The following is a 17,972-nucleotide window of genomic DNA, read 5'->3' as shown; positions in this document are numbered from 1 at the left end:
GCGCTTGAGCCAAAGGCAGAAGCCGTTGCGCTCCCAGTACAACACTTTGACGCGGTTGCGGTGGCGATTTAGAAAGACGAAAAGCACAGGGTCGAACACCGCAACTTTGATGTCCAGTTCGACCAATGCAGCCAGGCCGTCGATGGACTTTCGAAAATCGACAGGCTTTGGGTAGAGGTACACTTTTTCAACGCTGGCATTGGGACGCATCATGGTGATGGGCTCCTGATGGAAATCGGGAGCACAGCATCAGCCGTCAGCTATCCGCTTGGAATGTGGAGTTCATGGAGCGGATACTCTTCGTTGGCGTATCCTGCGCGATCTATCAAGGCGACGAAGCGAATCAGCAGGTCGGTGCGATGCAACAAAATGCAAAGACTGATGACTTGAACACACTCTTCATAATGGCCAGGCGAATCGTCGATGGTCAGGGGTGAAATGTCAGTTTCGCTTTCCTCGGCAGCCAATGCTTGTTGGTAAATCTCGTAGCTACTGATCAGCTTCTCCAGCCGGGGAATGAGGCTGTCAATCGATTCGCCCGCCGTGTAACTGATCAGCAAGGCACTGAACGCCGTTTCCTTGAAGTACCCCGTTCGCAATGCCCTCTCCTGGTCTGGAGAATCTGCCTTCATCGTCCTGCCAGCCCAGCGCGATTCGGTTGTGTCGTACAGATGGATGGACTTTTGATAGTAGGAGTCGACGATGAAACACTGGCGTTTGTTCATGGCGATCCTTCGCGGTACAAAGTTAAGGGGACGGATTTATTTGGCTAAGCAATGGGCGATTGTTCGCCCATCCGATCAATGATTGGCTGAAGTCAAGTCAATCGGTCGCCGTTATTATTCTTCACCTGACCAATACCAAATAGTATCGCCCCATTTTGATTCGCTGAAGCACGGCATGATTTCGCCTTGTTGGAAGTGGCGTCTTGAGTTGGCTTGAGCTGGGGTAAACCAATAGCCTGTTTTGCTACATGGTTCGCCAGCAACAATGCGATTAATCTGGGATCCAATATCGCCCTTATAACTTCTAGCGTATTCGACTAATGCTTTTGGATACACCATATGATCGATTTTGCTGTCGTCTATGCCGTATAAAAAAGCAATTGCTCCTGCCTCTATAGCCCAATAGCCTACATAATTACCTTCCTCTCCTTGAAGATGAGTATCGTGCCAAGGAGCTTGTTTGAAGGCTGGATACCATTGTTGGCAATATTTTTTGAGTAGCTTTGAAGCCTCTTCTTTACTATCGATGTAGACAGCTTGGATGAGTGGCGTATATACGTTGTGATACCACCGGTCGACATCGTGCCGATGAGGAAGGACTTTCTTCAGTAAGTCTTCATAAAGAGTATCGTCACCGGCATAGCCGGCTTCATCTATGAGCTTGACGAAGCGCGGTAGCAGGTCAGTACGGTGCAATAGGATGCACAGACCGGTAACTTGAACGGCTTCTTCGTATTGATCCGGCCAGTCATCCAATGCCAGCGGCGATATTTTTGGTGAATTTTCATACTCAGCTAGAGTTTTCTGACGAGCTTCGTACTTATCAATCAAGTCCTCAAGCAGAGGAACAAGAGATTCTATGTTCTCCCCTGCGGTATAGCTGGCAAGAAGTCTATCGAGAGCTAAAGTCTGGAGAAATGCTGAGCGAAGAGAAGCTTCTTCTTCGATAGATTCAGATTTGAATTTGTTGGTTTTGAAAAATTCTATGACCTCATCATGTTCTCTAAGGAAATTTTCGTAGTGTTTTTCACTAAAGAATTTTTGTCGTTTGTTCATAGATATCAGCAAAGGGGGAGGTTGTTCTGTGATGTAGGGGCTTTCACCATGATTCAATGGGCGGTTGTCCGCCCATCTGACTAATGACTGGATGAAGCCAGGTCAATCTGTCGCCCTTATCATTATTCTCCCGACCAATACCAAATAGTATCGCCCCAATGGGAGTCACTGAACCCTGGCATTATATCGCCTTGATTAAAGTGGCGACGAGACTCTGCTTTTGCCGGCGTAAACCAATAGCCAGTCTTGCTACATGGTTGTCCTGCATCTACACGAGCAACCTGGGACCCATTGGTCGGTTGGTAATTTCTCGCGTATTCCACCAAGTCCTTTGGATAAACCATATGATTGATTTTTCTGTCATCGATCCCATATAAGAAAGCAATGGCCCCAGCCTCGAACGCCCAGTATCCGACATAGCTTCCTTCGTCGCCTTGCAAGTGTGAGTCGTGCCAAGGGGCTTGCTTGAACGCGGCATACCATTGCTTGCAATAATCAGCTAGTAGCTGAGAGGCCTCATCTTTTTCATCTGCATATATGGCTTGTATTAAAGGGGTGTATACGTCGTGATACCATTCATCTATATCTCCTCGATCAGGTAGATTTTTGCGGAGTAGGTCTTCATAAAGAGTATCTTCGCTTTTGTAGTCTGCGCCATCTAAAAGCTTCACGAATCGCTTGAGCAGATCTGTTCTGTGAAGCAAGATGCATAGGCTAAAAACTTGTACGCATTCTTCAAATTCATCTGGCCAAATGTCAATGGCGAGTGGTGAAATGCTTTCTATTTTTTCAGAAACTGAAAGTTTGTTTTGGCGCTCTTCGTACGCTGATATAAGCTCTTCAAGCAATGGCGCAAGCAAAGAGATCTCAATTCCGGCGGTATAAGATATAAATAGTTTTTTTAATGCCAGATTTTTAAAGTGATTTGCCCTTAGAGACGCTTCTTGCTCAGGGGAATCTGACTCGAATTTGTTGTTTTGCCAGAAAATTTTCGTCTCCTCGCTGTAAGCCAAGAAGTCTTTGTATCTGGTCTCGCTGAGAAATTTTTGTCTTTTGTTCATGATGAATATTACTCAGTAGCCAGCGATAGTAATGTCCCGTGTTTTGCTGCAAGAGATTTTTTTCGCTTGTTCACAAAGGACTTAATTTCGCTGTCGGTGTAATGGAATGCGGAGTGGTTGGCATGGGTTGTTTCGTCGCTGTTGTTCAGTCGAGCTTCGGCATGCTCTTTCGGACTTTGTTTCAGGTGGTACAACGGGGCGTAAAACAAATGACGGCTGTATGATGCTGAAACCTGGTCAGCCAGTCGTTCGGAAACAGCATCTCCAATGTTTTTCTGAATCCACTCGTTGCTCATTTGAACAAGAATTTCTCTTTTATCTTTGGCTGGCTTGTTGGTTTTTTTATCGTTGGGAGGTGTAGGGTGCTTGGACTTTGCAGATTTCCCTTTTTTCTTTTGAGTGGTCTCAGGCTGCTCTGGCTCTTGAGGCTCCAGTAACGTACTCGGATCTGTAACGCCGGAGACTCCCAATTTTGAGGCGACACCAGGTTTACGGGTGTTATTGGGCTTGCGGAGGAACTTTGGACCGTCCTCGTCACGGCTTGCTTTAGCCTCTACAATCGCAAATTTTTTCCCGTCGTTTGTGGCAGGATCTGCACGCCAGACAGCATCAATACCGGTTCCGTTGGCCCCATCTGTCAGTTTGTACAGAACATGTCGGGCCTTCGGGCTGCCGCCCTTTGATAGTTTCCCCGTTTTACTCGCACTAGGCACACCCTCCAACAACTTCCCATCCGCCCCCTTATCGTGCCCATCCCAATCCTTGCCCCAACCAAACTCCACTGCACAAATGTAATCGGCAATGTGCTCCCCACTAACCCCCAGCCCTTCATTCAAAATACTGGAAGGGGCCTGAAGACCTACTTTGGAGGCTTCGACCTGGTTGGAATGGGTGCCGCTCGCACCATCGGTTCCCTTTGCCGCAACAGCCGAGTCTTTGCTTGCAGGCTTTTCCACTCTTTTCGGGTGGCTTGACCCGGAGGAGGCCGCCGAACTATTGCGTTGCATGCCTTTCCATTTAACCAGCCGCTTCTCAACAATCCCCACCATGGCCGGCATGTTGTCGCGGGAGGCGGCGAGGACGGTGACGACCGATGTTTTTGCCCAGTTTGGAAGGCTCTGGAACGTCGATGAGCCTTTTACGCCGGTGATGATCTCGTCGAGTTCGGCGCGCAGTTTGCCTGCATCGAATACTTGCTTGAGCAGTTCTTCGGGGCTGGTTTTGACCCCGCATTCTTGCAGTACGAAGCGAAGCAGGTCGAACAGTACCGGGGCGTAGCGTTGCGGGTCTTTGTTGACGATGCGCAGGCTCTTCTTCAGCCCGTCGCCCGGTCCTGGAACCCAGCCAATGACGGCCATCAGCAGGTCAAACTGCGCGTCTTCCTTTCCGTCCGTCGACTCTGCGTTGTAGAGGACGATTGAGGATTCGATGGTGTCGTAGGCGTCGATGGCCTGGCCAAGAAACGGTACTGCGCCGAGCGCGATGCCTTTTGCCAGTTCTACCGCGGCCTCTTGGTAAGCGGAGCTGCGGTCTTCGTCACCTTCGTTTGCGCTCTCAACTACTTCGTCACTCATGACAGCCTCCCTGCGGCTTTCTCCACTAATGCTGGTAAATCAACCTGGTCCGGGTCCAGGCCGAGCTTGCGTAAATCTGCGTTAACCTTTTCGTCCGAGTTCTGCACAATCGCTACGCTTTCACGGTTGTATGGCCTCGGATCCTCGCCGTAATACACCTTGGCCGGTCCTTTCGGAACGTCCTCCAACCGGGCAAAGCCGTCATCGTCGAGCACACCCTCACGGGTCGAGCCGTCCGCAAAGTCAACGCGGTAGGACGCGCCCGGTACGGGCTCAAGGTTGTCGTAGTGCAGGTTCAATTCCAGCCAGGTCGGATTGGACTTGGCTTCTTTCATCAGCCGCCCGGCGATGTCGGCGGCGGCAAGGCCTGGAATCAGCGGGGCGAGGATGCCGATGCCGGTGCCGGAACCTGGCCCGCCGCCGGAGTTGACCTTGACGTTGGCGCCACTGATCGTCACGCCCCCCGCGTCCACCTTCACAAAGCTCCCGCCAGCCTTGGCCGTCAGCTCCATGCCACCCTCAACCACAACCTTTTCCCCAGCGTTGTAGTGAATCTCCTGACCCGCCTCAACAAACTGCGCCGTCCCAATTTTTACGTGCTGAGTCACGCCAACGGTGAGGTGATCATCAGCCCGGGTTTCAGTCTTCCGATCCAGGTGGGTAATCCGATGTTCTTCAACCTTGAATTCGCTTAAAACATTGGCCTCGACCGTGTCGTGTCGCTCGTTGCCGACGCGAATCTTCTGGTCATGCTCAATGTTTTCATCCCAATCGCGCTGGGCATGCAGGTAGATCTGTTCTGCACCTTTCTTGTCTTCAATCCGAAACTCGTTGTAACCGTTGCCGCCCGGTGAGCTCAGGGTCTTGAAGGTGCTGCGGGTCTTGTTCGCCGGCAGGTCGTACGGGACGACGTTTTCCTTGTGGTACAGGCAGCCGGTGATCAGTGGTTGATCGGGGTCGCCTTCCATGAATGACACCAGCACTTCCATGCCGATGCGCGGGGTGGCGATGCCGCCGTAGGCGCTGCCGGCCCAGCCGGTGGCGACGCGCAGCCAGCAGCTGGTCTTGTCGTCGGCCTGGCCTTCGCGATCCCAGTGGAACTGGACTTTGACGCGGCCGTACTCGTCGCAGTGGATTTCTTCACCCGCAGGGCCGGTGACGATGGCCGTCTGGCTGCCCAGGACTTTGGGTTTCGGGTGTTCGAGGGCAGGGCGGAAGTGCGCGTCCCACGGGGTGGCGAGGAAGCGGTTGCGGTAGCCCTGGTGGAAATCGTCTTTGTTCTGGGTGACGTCGCTGATGATGTTTGCGCCGAGCACTTGCGGCTGTTTGCCTTCGTGCACCACTTCCAGCAGCAGCCAGAGGTCGTTCCACTCGGCGCGCGGGTGTTCGCTCAGGGCCATGAAGTGGCCGCTGACCGGTCGGTGACTATGGTTTTAATTCTCACCTGACCAATACCAAAGCGTATCGCCCCAGTTAGAACCACTGAAACTCGGCATGATTTCGCCTTGTTGGAAATGGCGTCTTGAGTTGGCTTGCGCTGGGGTGAACCAGTAACCTTCCTTGGTACAAGGTTTGCCTGATTCAACGCGCGATGAGGTTGTGGCGTTATCGTCACGGTCAAAACGCGCATACCATCGAGCGGTACTGTCTTCTTCGAAGCAGTTTCCATATGGGGAATAAGTGTGCAGTTGATCTGGATTTGGAATGCGCAGAGGTTTTACGACTTTATTGATCGCCACATAGACAGAAGGAAGTGGTTCGTCTTCGGCACCCAACTGAGGGAGGTCGCCCGCACGAATAATCAGTCCGTTGTCGTAACTCAATATCTCTACATCGCCACGACCGCTGAAAGCATGGCGTAGCAGGGCTTCGCCGCCTAGACGTTCTACAAACGTCGCCCCAAGAATGGTGTACCAGTTCACACCCTTGATGTGATCAAGCAGTTCTCGCTTAAAGTTGTGCACCATGGAGTCGACTTCAAGTCCGGGGAACTGCTGAGCCAACTGAAATTCCATTGGCATGTAGCTATCGAAGTCATAAGGCAGAACGCTGGAAAGACCGCCATAACCATGTTCAGCTTTTACCTGATTGCAAAGGTAAACCAGCCAGTTCTGATATCGTGCGGCACCGTCAGCTTGCTGCAAAAAATCCCAAGGAAAAGTGATCTTGAGATACGAACGTTTCTGGTCACCATGGACCTCAAAAGAGTTCAACGCCGAAAGGCTGTATTCAGCGGCCTCACTTGCGGTTGGAGCACTGCTGATGTGCCATTCATATTGTTCGTTCGAATCAGTTTCAAGAATCTTTAGAGTCGTTTTTTTGAAACTATCATCGGTCAGTTTTTTATAGCGGTCATAAAATTGTCCTTTTAGATGTTGCCCAAACTCTTCCTTGAAGCGGTCGAAGCACTCCATGACGTTTTTCTTGCTTTCAAGAAAATAGCCTTCTTTAAAATACACTGTCGCGATCAGCCCCAGCTTGACGACTGGTGTGTTATCCGGCAACTCAAAGGCCAAATTTGGAGCTTGTTTAGTCAATTTTTCCAATGCGTTCATAGTCGCCTCTTCTATCCGGCAGTAGCTGCTGTATTAATTACCACACCACTCAAAATGCTGGCTAACAAGAGCCACGAAACCCGAGCCAGGTGCAGAATAATCATTAGACCGGTAACGAGTGCTGCTGGAATACCCACTGCTACAACGGCTGATCCGATGGCCGCTCCGATGGCAAGCACGATTACCACTTCGGCAGCGAGAACTCCCATATCGATCAAAATTTGTACCCAATCGACCCGCCGAAGCATTTCGAGGTTTATATCTGTAAAGTGTTGGACTTCTTTCCAGATTGCTCTCAATTGTTCATCTGTCCAGCGAATAACCTGAGCCCCCGTTTCACTGACCCACTCCCACGCTTTTTGTGATTCGCGTCGAACCCATTCACCTTTAACGCCGATCCATGTCGCAGCGTCTTCGAGATGTTGTTGTACTTCCTGAGAAAGTTTCCGAATACCTTGAGCTCCCTGTTCTAGAAGCCCATCTACGGCCTCCTGAACCTGTTGAGTCCAGCTTTCAACATGGGCAGGCCGGGACGTCGGCGTAGGTCCGTACGCAGGTACTGGAACAGGGGCGGGTCTTGGCGTTACACCAGGATTTCTGGGGGGTAATAACACCGGCCATTGTAGAGGGTTGAATTCTCCAGTTGGCTTGTGCTCTCTGTTGTACTGGCGATCTCGTTCGCGATCACCATCATCGCGGCAGTCGCTAATTTCTAAAACGGAGAATCGGGTCGACCCACCAGCAATATCTAAGTAGGCTTCTCTCTGAGCCATTCCAAGCACGTCCCCTGGAAATTTCACTTCCACTAAACGTTCTAGATTATTCGAGTGAGCAATACCCTGATGGTCCGGACCGGCCTGTCCCGGCCAGCGGGTACTCCGATTTTTTACGATGATCACGTCTGGGCGTCGTAGCAAGCCTTTGACTGAACCTTTGGGAAACGGAAACAAGGTATGGCGTCGCAACGGATCGGGTTTCTCTTCTTCACCAAACCACGTGGAGCTGAGAAATGGTTTGGGTGGAAGAGATGCCATATCAAAGCAGACTTCCGCTTTATAGTCCCAGAGAAAATCCCAACGATACTCGTCCGCTCGGATCAATCCACTCATGACAAGTTGTTTGAGCTCCAGACCTGTGACATCGCCATCCTTTGTTTTCTTGAAGGATAACTTCGGAAACCGCGAAGCGTAATTTGCCTTTTCCATCAAATAAGGCTTGTTGTCCGGGTTGGGCAGTGGAGCCTGTTTGATCGTGCCTTCGATGCTGGTATTGGTGCAGCCCTGCGGCGTTTGAGGCGGTTGTATGACTGCCATATATCAGCCCTCCGAGTTGGCGTTTTTGAAGTCCAGGGTCATTTCTTTCGGTGCACTTTCACCCGCCCTAATCAATGGCTCCTCAGGCTCGGGTTTACGGATGGGCGTCAGCAGTTCTACTTCGGCCGGGTTGGTGCTATGGGCCTGAAAGGTCTTACCTTCTTCATTGGTGTAACCGGCAATTCGTGTGCCGTCTGCCAGTTTCAATGTGTAGGGACTTCCCGCTAACGGTTCGCCTGTTTTTTCGTCTTGGAGCAGATAGCGGGCCTTATGACTTCGCGGGGCGCTTTCTAGCAACTTACCAAATTTATCCTTGTCCGCCAGACCAGGCAAAAGAGGCCCCAATATCTGAATACCAGTCCCTGCTCCCGGCCCACCCCCGGAGTTGACCTTCACATTGGCGCCACTGATCGTCACGCCCCCCGCATCCACCTTCACAAAGCTCCCGCCAGCCTTGGCCGTCAGCTCCATGCCACCCTCAACCACAACCTTTTCCCCAGCGTTGTAGTGAATCTCCTGGCCGGCCTCGACAAACTGCGCCGTCCCCACCTTCACATGCTGGGTCACGCCAACGGTGAGGTGATCATCCGCCCGGGTTTCAGTCTTGCGGTCGAGGTGGGTGATGCGATGTTCTTCAACCTTGAATTCGCTTAAAACATTGGCCTCGACCGTGTCGTGTCGCTCGTTGCCGACGCGAATCTTCTGGTCATGCTCAATGTTTTCATCCCAATCGCGCTGGGCGTGCAGATAAATCTGTTCCGCACCTTTCTTGTCTTCAATCCGAAACTCGTTGTAACCGTTGCCGCCGGGTGAGCTCAGGGTCTTGAAGGTGCTGCGGGTTTTGTTCGCCGGCAGGTCGTAGGGGACGACGTTTTCCTTGTGGTACAGGCAGCCGGTGATCAGTGGTTGGTCGGGGTCGCCTTCCATAAACGACACCAGCACTTCCATGCCGATGCGCGGGATGGCGATGCCCCCGTAGGCATTGCCGGCCCAGCCGGTGGCGACGCGCAGCCAGCAGCTGGTCTTGTCGTCGGCCTGGCCTTCGCGATCCCAGTGGAACTGGACTTTGACGCGGCCGTACTCGTCGCAATGGATTTCTTCACCCGCAGGGCCGGTGACGATGGCCGTCTGGCTGCCCAGGACTTTGGGTTTCGGGTGTTCGAGGGCAGGGCGGAAGTGCGCGTCCCACGGGGTGGCGAGGAAGCGGTTGCGGTAGCCCTGGTGGAAATCGTCTTTGTTCTGGGTGACGTCGCTGGTGACGTTTGCGCCGAGCACTTGCGGCTGTTTGCCTTCGTGCACCACTTCCAACAGTAGCCAGAGGTCGTTCCACTCGGCGCGCGGGTGTTCGCTCAGGGCCATGAAGTGGCCGCTGACCAGGGTTGGCTCGTCACCTTTGCCTTCGGCAAGTTTGTAGTCGCTGCGGTGGCGTTCCAGGGCGCGGGTTGCCAGTTGCTTGCCGCGTTCGCGGTCGGTGAAGCGGCCGGGGTAGTCGTAGTCTTCCAGGTCCGGGGCGAACGCGCTTTTGGCGGAGCCCTCGGGCAGGATGCGCGGTTTCTCGAAGTCGTAATCGCGGCGGCTGACGCGGGTGGTGCGGGTTTCCAGGCGCAGGTTGAAGCGCTTGGTCACCGGTTTCTCGGCGGCCATGCCGGAGTCTTGCTGATAGGCCACGGGCGCGAGTTTGCGGAACACCGTCTGGTCATCGCCGAACACCAGTTTGTGACCGCTGGACGAGTGCTGGAAGTGGAAGTGAATGCCTTCTTCTTCGCACAGACGCTGGATGAAATGCAGGTCGGACTCGTCGTACTGCACGCAGTAATCGCGTTCCGGGTAGATCGCGCCGAGCTGGAAGCTGTAGGCGTCGGCCAGGATGCCGCGCGCTTCAAGGATCTTAGCGATGATCTTCGGCACACTTAAATGCTGGAAAATCTGCTGGTCATGGTTGTGGCGCAGGTAGGCGAGTTGCGGCACCAGGCTGATGCTGTAACGGGTCAGGCTTTTGCCGGAGTCACCTTGCTCGATGCGGTACACCAGACCGTGGATGATGCCTTTGCCGGTGGCGCCGAAGGTCAGGCAGCCGGGCTTGTGCAGCAACTCTTCGAGTTTCAGGTCGGGGCGGGCGCTGACCAGTTCGATGTCGAAGCAGAACGGCTGGTTGAGGGTTTCGCGACCGACGAAGCTGAGTACCTGAAGGTCAACGGAAACGCCTTCCAGCGTCAGGGAAATATGGGTTGCGTTCGCGTCCAGCATGCCTTTAATTCCGTCCTTTGAATAAGCTGGGGCGGATGGTGCAGGATTAAAGCGCCTCGTTCAAGGAAACGAGCCTTCATTTACCGACTAAAGTCGTCTGTAGCCGGTAACATCCTATGCCATCATTGCCGTTGACTCCCGATTGATGGCGGTGCAAGTGATACCGCCTTCGCGAGCAAGCCCACACACACACATTGGATCGCGGTCGAATGTGGGAGCGGGCTTGCTCGCGAAGAGATCATCAGCCTCAGCGAAGATCCAACTCCTGGCGATATGGCAAATCCGGCCCGGTCTTGCTGCAAGTCAGCGCCGCAGCTTGCACCGCAAACTTCAACATCCCGTCGATCTGCTCGCGGCTGAGCTGCTGCACACCCTCAACCGAATCCAGCTGCTGCTCGGTCAGCCAGGTAATCAACGCCGCCTGGAACGTATCGCCAGCGCCCACGGTGTCGGCGATTTTCACTGAACTCGCCGGCACCGACCAGGAGCCATGCAGGCGGCTGAACACCGTCGCCCCCTCGCCACCACGGGTCAGAAACACCAACTGACAACGATGCTGCAGCCAGCCTTCAATCACCCGCTGCGGATCCTGCTCGGGGTACAACAGGCTCAAATCTTCATCACTGACTTTGATCAGGTCGGCCAGCTCAACCAAGGTCGCAATTCGCGAACGCCACAGGTCGATATTCGGCTCAGGATTGAGCCGCACGTTGGGATCAAGGCTGATCAAGCGTTTGCCGCTTTCCCGTTGCACCAATGCCAACAGCGTGTCGGCAATCGGTTGCACCACCAGCGAGAACGAACCGATATGCAAGCCGCGCACTTCAGGTCCCAGTTCCGGCAGATGCTCGGTTTTCAGCTGACGATCCGCGCAGCCTTCACCCCGGAAGCTGTAATGCGGCGAACCATTGGCACCGACGGCCACCATCGCCAAGGTCGTAGGCGCAGCGAAATCCACCAGGTAATCCGGCCGCACGCCTTCATCCTGCAGGACCTGCTGCAAGCGCCGACCGAGATAGTCGGTCGACAACCCGGCAAACAGCGCCGCGTCCACGCCCAAACGGCGCAAACCCACCGCGACATTGAACGGCGAGCCGCCGGCAATCGCCTTGAAATTCACTTTTGAAGCCAGGCCGCTGGCATCGTCTTCACTGAAGAAATCGAACAGCGCTTCGCCACACACCAGGTACATAGTTATTCACTCTTTAAAGGGTTGCGACATGCTGTTGATAGCGTTCGTAGGCCTGCTGACAGGCTGCCACATTGTCTGCCATCGGCAAGGTTTCGCTGGCTGGATCGAGCTTCACGCAACGCTCGCAAAGGTCCGCCAGACTGTCTTCATGCCCGTTTGCCCAGGACTTGCACCACGCGGCCTGAATCGCGGCGCCAAGGGCCGCGGCTTCGCTTTGTTCGGTGCAGATGACTGGGGTGTTCATGATGTCAGCGACGATCTGCCGCCACACCGGGCTTTTCGAGCCGCCGCCGATCAGGCAGATGCTGCGGCTTTGTAAGCCATTCTGGCGCAGCAGGTCCAGTCCATAACGCAAACCGAAGGTCGTGCCTTCGACCACCGCGCGGCACAGGTTGGCCTGAGTCAGGTTGGTCATCGTCAACCCCAGCAAGCTGCCGGTGGCATGGGGCAGGGCGGGGACGCGCTCGCCGTTAAGGAACGGCAGCATGCACACGCCTTCGGCACCGATGGGTGCTTGCGCGACGAGGGCATTGAACTGTTCGATATCCAGCTCGAACAACTCCCGAATCACACCGGTCGCGTTGGTCAGGTTCATGGTGCAGATCAGCGGCAGCCAGCCACCGCTGGAGGAGCAGAACGTTGCGACTGAAGCGTCCGCACTGACCTTCGGTTGATCCGCATAGGCGTATATCGTCCCCGAAGAACCGAGGCTCATGGTGATAGCGCCGGGCTTGATGTTGCCGGTGCCGATGGCGCCCATCATGTTGTCGCCACCGCCGCTGGAGACCAGCGCCTGCGGGTTGATGCCCAGGTGTTCTGCGATGCTCGGCAGGATCGTGCCGACCGCTTGATGAGCGTCGATCAGCTCCGGCAGCGCGGCTTGCAGTCGCCCGGTGGGATCGATGTCACGCAGCAGCTGCAAATCCCACTGGCGGGTGCGCACGTTGAAATAGCCGGTGCCCGAGGCGTCGCCGTACTCGCTGCAACTGCGGCCGGTGAGCCAATAGTTGAGGTAGTCGTGGGGCAGCAGGATGCGCGCGATGCGAGCGAAAATCTTTGGATGTTGTTCTTTGCTCCAGAGCAGTTTTGAGACGGTGTAGCCCGGCGCGATCACAACGCCGAGGCGTTCCAGCGAGCCTTTTTCGCCACCCAGATGGGTCAGCAGACGGTCGTTTTCCGGGGTGGATTCGGTGTCACACCAGAGTTTGGCCGGACGCAGCACCTGGCCCTGATCGTCGAGCAGCACCAACCCATGTTGCTGGCCGGAAACGCCGATGCCGAGGATGTCCTGGCCGTCGACCTTTGCCGCGAGCAATGCACGGCGGGTGGCAAGCGCGAAGGCTTCCAGCCATTGCGAGGTGTCTTGCTCGCGGTGGCCATTGGCGCCACTGATCAGGCTGTGCGCTGCAGCGCCCTGGCCCAGCACCTGACCGCTGACGGCGTCGAGGATGATGGCTTTGGTGCCTTGGGTGCCGCAGTCGATGCCGAGGAATAGTTGTTGGTTTGCCATGGGATGTCCTTGGTGTGTCAGGTCGATCTCGTTGAACCCATTAGCGAGCAAGCCCGCTCCCGCACTTGATCTGAGGTGGCCACAAATGTTGTATACGCCAGCTATCTAATGTGGGAGCGGGCTTGCTCGCGAAGACGGCAGCAGGTTCACCGCCGTACTTACGCCAGTACCCGCTCCAACGTTTTTGTCACCCCAACATCCCGCAAGCTGTTACAGCACCACTCAAACGCCGCCACGAACTCCGGTGAATGCGGAATCGCGGCACCAAAAATTTCCTCAACCTCCAGCAACCGCTGGGTGATCAACGCATCATCGGTCACCAGTGCCTGGCAGAACGCCGCCCGTGGATCCGGAATGGAATACGTATCGCCATTCTCGTCCACGCCCTTCAAGTACAACGCCCAAGCGGCCACCACCAATGCCGCACGCGTCGTCTCTCGTCCATCAGCAATCAATCGATTGATCGTCGGCACCGTGAACTTCGGAAACTTCGACGAACCGTCCGAACACACGCGCTCCAGCTGATCGGCAATCGCCTGGTTGGAGTAGCGTGCTTCCAGGGTGTTTTTGTACTCGGTCAGGTCAATCCCCGGCACGGGTGACAACTGCGGGGTCACGTCCAGGTCCATATAGGCACGCATGTAGCGCACGAACAGCGGGTCGTTCATGGTTTCGTGAACGAAGCGGTAACCCTTCAAAAAACCCAGATAAGTGAGTGCGAGGTGACTGCCGTTGAGCAGTTTGATCTTCATCTCTTCATAAGGCGTGACGTCGTCAGTGAACTGCACGCCGACCTTTTCCCAGGCCGGACGACCATTGACGAACTTGTCTTCCAGCACCCACTGCACAAACGGTTCGCAGACCACCGGCCAGGCGTCGTCGATAGCGTGTTTATCGTGCAGTTGCAGCTTGTGTTCGGTGCTGGTCATCGGCGTGATGCGGTCGACCATGGCATTGGGGAAACTCACGTTGGTGGCGATCCAGTCCCCCAGTTCGGCATCGCGCAGGGCGGCGAATGCCAGTAACGCTTTGCGAGTGACCGCGCCGTTGTGCGGCAGGTTATCGCAGGACATCAAGGTGAACGCAGGCGTGCCGGCTGCACGACGTTTGGCCAGCGCGGCGCAGAGAAAACCGAACACGGTTTTCGGTGCGTTCGGGTGTGCCAGATCGTGCTGGATCTGCGGCAGTTGGGCCATGAACTCGCCGTTGCTGTCGTCGATGCAGTAGCCGCCTTCGGTAATGGTCAGCGAAACGATACGGATCTCGGGGCTGGCGAGTTTGTCGATCAGCGCTTGCGCACCGTCTTCGGCCAGCAGCATGTCGCGAATCGCGCCAATGACCCGGACTTCGGCGTCGTCGGTATCGCCCAGCTCGAACAGGGTGAAGAGGTAATCCTGCTCTTTGAGATCGTCCCGGGCGCGGCGGTCTTCGGCGCGCAGACCGACGCCGCAAATCGCCCAGTCCAGGTCTTCGCCGGTATTCATCAACGCATCGGTGTAATACGCCTGATGCGCCCGGTGGAAACCGCCGACACCGATGTGCGCGATGCCTTGGCGGGTGTCGCTCAGGGCGTAGGCGGGCAGGACCACCTCGGGGGCGAGGCGGTTGAGGTTTTGTTTATTGAGTTTCATCACAAGGTCTCGAAATCAGGCCGCAGCGCGTAGTGGGCGGGTCAGCGCCACACCGTCGGCATCGAATAAATGGCAGTGTTCGGCGTCCAGATGCAGGCTCAGCGACTCGCCATAACGGCTGGCCAGGTCGCCGCGAACGCGCATCGTCAAGGCTTCGTCGGACGAGGTCACCACGTGGCAGAAGGTGTCGCTGCCCAGGCGTTCGCTGACGTCGGCCGTGACCTGCAAAGTGCAGTCGCCGGTTTGCGCGAGATTCAGATGCTCCGGGCGAATGCCCAACGTCACCGCTCCGCCGACACTCAGGTTGGCACCGCTCAACGGCAAGGTAATCCGGGTTCCGGCGTCCAGCAGCACTTCACAGCTCTGGCTTTCGACGCGGGTGACTTTGCCCTTGAGGAAACCCATTTTCGGCGTGCCAAGGAACCCGGCGACAAACAGGTTGGCCGGCTGGTGATACAGATCCAGCGGCGAACCCACTTGTTCAACCTTGCCGCCATTGAGTACGACAACCTTGTCGGCCATGGTCATGGCTTCGACCTGATCGTGGGTCACGTAGATCATCGTGGCTTGCAGTTCTTTGTGCAGGCGCAACAGTTCCAGGCGCATCTGCACGCGCAGGGCGGCGTCGAGGTTGGATAGTGGTTCGTCGAACAGGAAGATCTTCGGATTGCGCACGATGGCCCGGCCGATGGCCACGCGCTGACGCTGACCGCCGGACAACTGTTTTGGTTTACGTTCGAGCATCGGCCCGAGTTCGAGGATGCGCGCCGCTTCGCCGACTTTCTTCTCGACTTCGGTTTTCGGTACGCCGGCCAGGTCGAGGGCAAACGACATGTTTTTGCGCACGCTCATGTGCGGGTACAGGGCGTAGGTCTGGAACACCATCGCCAGGTCGCGCTTGGCCGGGCTGACTTCGGTGATGTCGCGGCCATCGAGTTCGATGGTGCCGCCGCTGACTTCTTCCAGGCCGGCGATCAGGCGCAGCAGGGTGGATTTGCCGCAGCCCGACGGCCCGACGAACACCACGAACTCGCGGTCGTTCACTTCCAGGTCGATGCCTTTGATGATGGAAAAGCCTTCGAAGCCTTTTTGCAGATTCTTGATTTTCAGGTTGGCCATGGTGGTGGGCCTCCGCTTGTTGTTTTTTAAGATCAAAAGATCGCAGCCTTCGGCAGCACCTACACGGAACGTCCGGCCGATGCGGTGCCCCTGAGCTGCCGCAGGCTGCGATCTTTTGCTTTTGATTCATTTCACGGCGCCGAACGACAGACCGCGGACCAATTGTTTCTGGCTGATCCAGCCGAAGATCAGGATCGGCGCGCAGGCCAGCGTCGACACCGCCGACAACTTGGCCCAGAACAGACCTTCGGGACTGGAGTACGAGGCGATCAATGCGGTCAGCGGCGCGGCTTTCGACGAGGTCAGGTTCAAGGACCAGAACGCCTCGTTCCAGCACAGGATCAGCGACAACAGCACCGTGGACGCCAGGCCACCCTTGGCGATCGGCAGCAGCACCCGGACCATTTCCTGCCACAGCGTGGCACCGTCCAGGCGCGCGGCTTCGAGGATGTCCTTGGGGATGTCCTTGAAGTAGGTGTAAATCATCCAGACCACGATCGGCAGGTTGATCAGCGTGTAGATCACGATCAGCGCGATGCGCGTATCGAGCAGGCCGAAACTCTTGGCCAGCAAGTAGATCGGCATCAGCACGCCCACCGGTGGCAGCATCTTGGTGGAGAGCATCCACAGCAGCGTGCCTTTGGTGCGTTTGGTTTCGTAGAACGCCATCGAGTAGGCCGCCGGCACCGCGATCAGCAGGCACAGAGCTGTGGCGCTGAAGGAAATCACCACCGAGTTCCAGGCGAAGCTGAAGTAATCACTGCGCTCGTTGATGTGCAGGTAGTTCGCAAGCGTCGGCGTGAAGATGAACTGCGGCGGCGTGGCGAACGCATCGATTTCGGTTTTGAAACTGGTCATCACCATCCAGAAGATCGGGAAGAAGATCAGGATCGCGATGGCCCAGGCCAGGGTGCCGAGCAGCAGGCTTTGCAGGCGGCGGGATTGTTGAAGGGTCATGGCGCAGGCCTCAGGCTTTGTCTGTCAGGTTTTTGCCGATCATCCGCACCAGCACGATGGCTGCGATGTTGGCGATCACCACCGCGATCAAGCCACCGGCGGACGCCATGCCGACGTCGAACTGCACCAGCGCCTGGTTGTAGATCAGGTAGGCGAGGTTGGTCGAGGCGTAGCCGGGGCCGCCGTTGGTGGTGGTGAAGATTTCGGCGAACACCGAGAGCAGGAAGATGGTTTCGATCATCACCACCACCGCAATCGGGCGTGCCAGGTGCGGCAGGGTCAGGTGCCAGAAGATCGCGATCGGCCCGGCACCGTCGAGGCGCGCGGCTTCTTTCTGCTCCTGGTCGAGGGACTGCATGGCGGTCATCAGGATCAGGATCGCGAACGGCAGCCATTGCCAGGACACAATGATGATGATCGACAGCAGCGGGTAATGCGCCAGCCAGTCCACCGGCTGCGCGCCGAACAGCTTCCAGACGTAGGCAAGGATCCCCGAGACCGGGTGGAAAATCAGGTTCTTCCAGATCAGCGCACCGACGGTGGGCATGATGAAAAATGGCGAGATCAGCATCACCCGTACGATGCCGCGACCGAGAAACTCACTGGCCTCCAGCAGCGCACTGATCAACACGCCGAACACCACGCTGATCAGCAGCACGCTGCCGACCAGCAACAAGGTGTTGGTGGCGCCGGGCAGGAAACCCGAGTCACTGAGGAAGTAGCTGAAGTTCTCCAGCCCGACGAACTCGTTCTCACCAGGGTAGAGCAGGTTGTAGCGGATCAGCGAGAAGTAAACGGTCATGCCCAGCGGCACGATCATCCACAGCAACAACAACGCCACCGAGGGGCTGACCAGAAACCAGCCGGGGTTGGCCAACCGGCTTTTACGCACCGGTTGGGGAATGTCCATGTGAGCTTTGGCAGTTGAAATATTCATGGCGATAGAACCGATTCATGCAGACCTATGAAGATCCTGTGGGAGCGACGGTGCGGCGATCCGACTTGCTCGCGATGGCGGTGGATCAGTCACCC

The 17,972-nt window shown here is 56.0% G+C and carries 14 protein-coding genes and 1 pseudogene; all 15 read right to left on the bottom strand.

Annotated elements, in window-relative coordinates; genetic code table 11:
• Positions 1-210 (bottom strand): IS66 family insertion sequence element accessory protein TnpB (gene tnpB, locus CUN63_RS31785; RefSeq protein ID WP_165353219.1); only part of this gene is annotated, 210 nt, incomplete at its 3' end.
• A 50-nt stretch (positions 211-260) separates the two neighbouring features.
• Positions 261-725: a PoNe immunity protein domain-containing protein gene (locus CUN63_RS28175; protein WP_178082684.1), complete on the bottom strand. Its 465-nt coding sequence runs from the start codon at positions 723-725 to the stop codon at positions 261-263.
• A 114-nt stretch (positions 726-839) separates the two neighbouring features.
• Complete coding sequence (locus CUN63_RS28170; RefSeq protein ID WP_129444304.1) at positions 840-1,781, bottom strand: PoNe immunity protein domain-containing protein; 942 nt, start codon at positions 1,779-1,781, stop codon at positions 840-842.
• 122 nt (positions 1,782-1,903) lie between these two features.
• A complete protein-coding gene (locus tag CUN63_RS28165) occupies positions 1,904-2,842 on the bottom strand; it encodes a PoNe immunity protein domain-containing protein (RefSeq protein WP_129444302.1) in 939 nt (312 codons plus the stop codon).
• 8 nt (positions 2,843-2,850) lie between these two features.
• A complete protein-coding gene (locus CUN63_RS28160) occupies positions 2,851-4,416 on the bottom strand; it encodes a hypothetical protein (protein WP_129444299.1) in 1,566 nt (521 codons plus the stop codon).
• Positions 4,413-5,831 (bottom strand): annotated as a pseudogene (gene tssI / locus CUN63_RS28155) (type VI secretion system tip protein TssI/VgrG); the annotation flags it as partial. The gene CUN63_RS28160 and the pseudogene tssI, both read right to left, overlap by 4 nt.
• A gap of 18 nt (positions 5,832-5,849) precedes the next feature.
• The gene (locus tag CUN63_RS28150) at positions 5,850-6,971 is read right to left on the bottom strand and encodes a type VI immunity family protein (protein WP_129444297.1); all 1,122 of its coding nucleotides are present in this window, start codon (positions 6,969-6,971) and stop codon (positions 5,850-5,852) included.
• An 11-nt stretch (positions 6,972-6,982) separates the two neighbouring features.
• Positions 6,983-8,284 (bottom strand): VRR-NUC domain-containing protein, encoded by a 1,302-nt coding sequence (locus CUN63_RS28145; protein WP_129444295.1) that lies wholly within the window; start codon positions 8,282-8,284, stop codon positions 6,983-6,985.
• Between the two features lie 3 nt (positions 8,285-8,287).
• Complete coding sequence (locus CUN63_RS28140) at positions 8,288-10,531, bottom strand: type VI secretion system tip protein VgrG (protein WP_256657618.1); 2,244 nt, start codon at positions 10,529-10,531, stop codon at positions 8,288-8,290.
• A gap of 247 nt (positions 10,532-10,778) precedes the next feature.
• Positions 10,779-11,723 carry a carbohydrate kinase gene (locus tag CUN63_RS28135; RefSeq protein WP_129444293.1) on the bottom strand — a complete coding sequence of 315 codons (945 nt, stop codon included), beginning with the start codon at positions 11,721-11,723 and terminating at the stop codon, positions 10,779-10,781.
• A 13-nt stretch (positions 11,724-11,736) separates the two neighbouring features.
• Entirely contained in the window at positions 11,737-13,233 is a 1,497-nt protein-coding gene (gene xylB, locus CUN63_RS28130) for a xylulokinase (protein ID WP_129444291.1), read from the bottom strand.
• Positions 13,234-13,391: 158 nt separating this feature from the next.
• Positions 13,392-14,864 (bottom strand): mannitol dehydrogenase family protein, encoded by a 1,473-nt coding sequence (locus tag CUN63_RS28125; RefSeq protein ID WP_129444289.1) that lies wholly within the window; start codon positions 14,862-14,864, stop codon positions 13,392-13,394.
• Positions 14,865-14,879: 15 nt separating this feature from the next.
• The gene (locus CUN63_RS28120) at positions 14,880-15,983 is read right to left on the bottom strand and encodes an ABC transporter ATP-binding protein (protein ID WP_129444287.1); all 1,104 of its coding nucleotides are present in this window, start codon (positions 15,981-15,983) and stop codon (positions 14,880-14,882) included.
• A 126-nt stretch (positions 15,984-16,109) separates the two neighbouring features.
• Positions 16,110-16,940 (bottom strand): carbohydrate ABC transporter permease, encoded by an 831-nt coding sequence (locus tag CUN63_RS28115; protein ID WP_129444285.1) that lies wholly within the window; start codon positions 16,938-16,940, stop codon positions 16,110-16,112.
• A 10-nt stretch (positions 16,941-16,950) separates the two neighbouring features.
• Entirely contained in the window at positions 16,951-17,877 is a 927-nt protein-coding gene (locus CUN63_RS28110; RefSeq protein WP_046055095.1) for a carbohydrate ABC transporter permease, read from the bottom strand.
• Positions 17,878-17,972: the final 95 nt, after the last annotated feature.

The organism is Pseudomonas sp. ACM7 (assembly GCF_004136015.1).
Taxonomy (GTDB): domain Bacteria; phylum Pseudomonadota; class Gammaproteobacteria; order Pseudomonadales; family Pseudomonadaceae; genus Aquipseudomonas; species Aquipseudomonas frigoris.
This window is presented reverse-complemented; position numbering and strand designations above follow the sequence as displayed.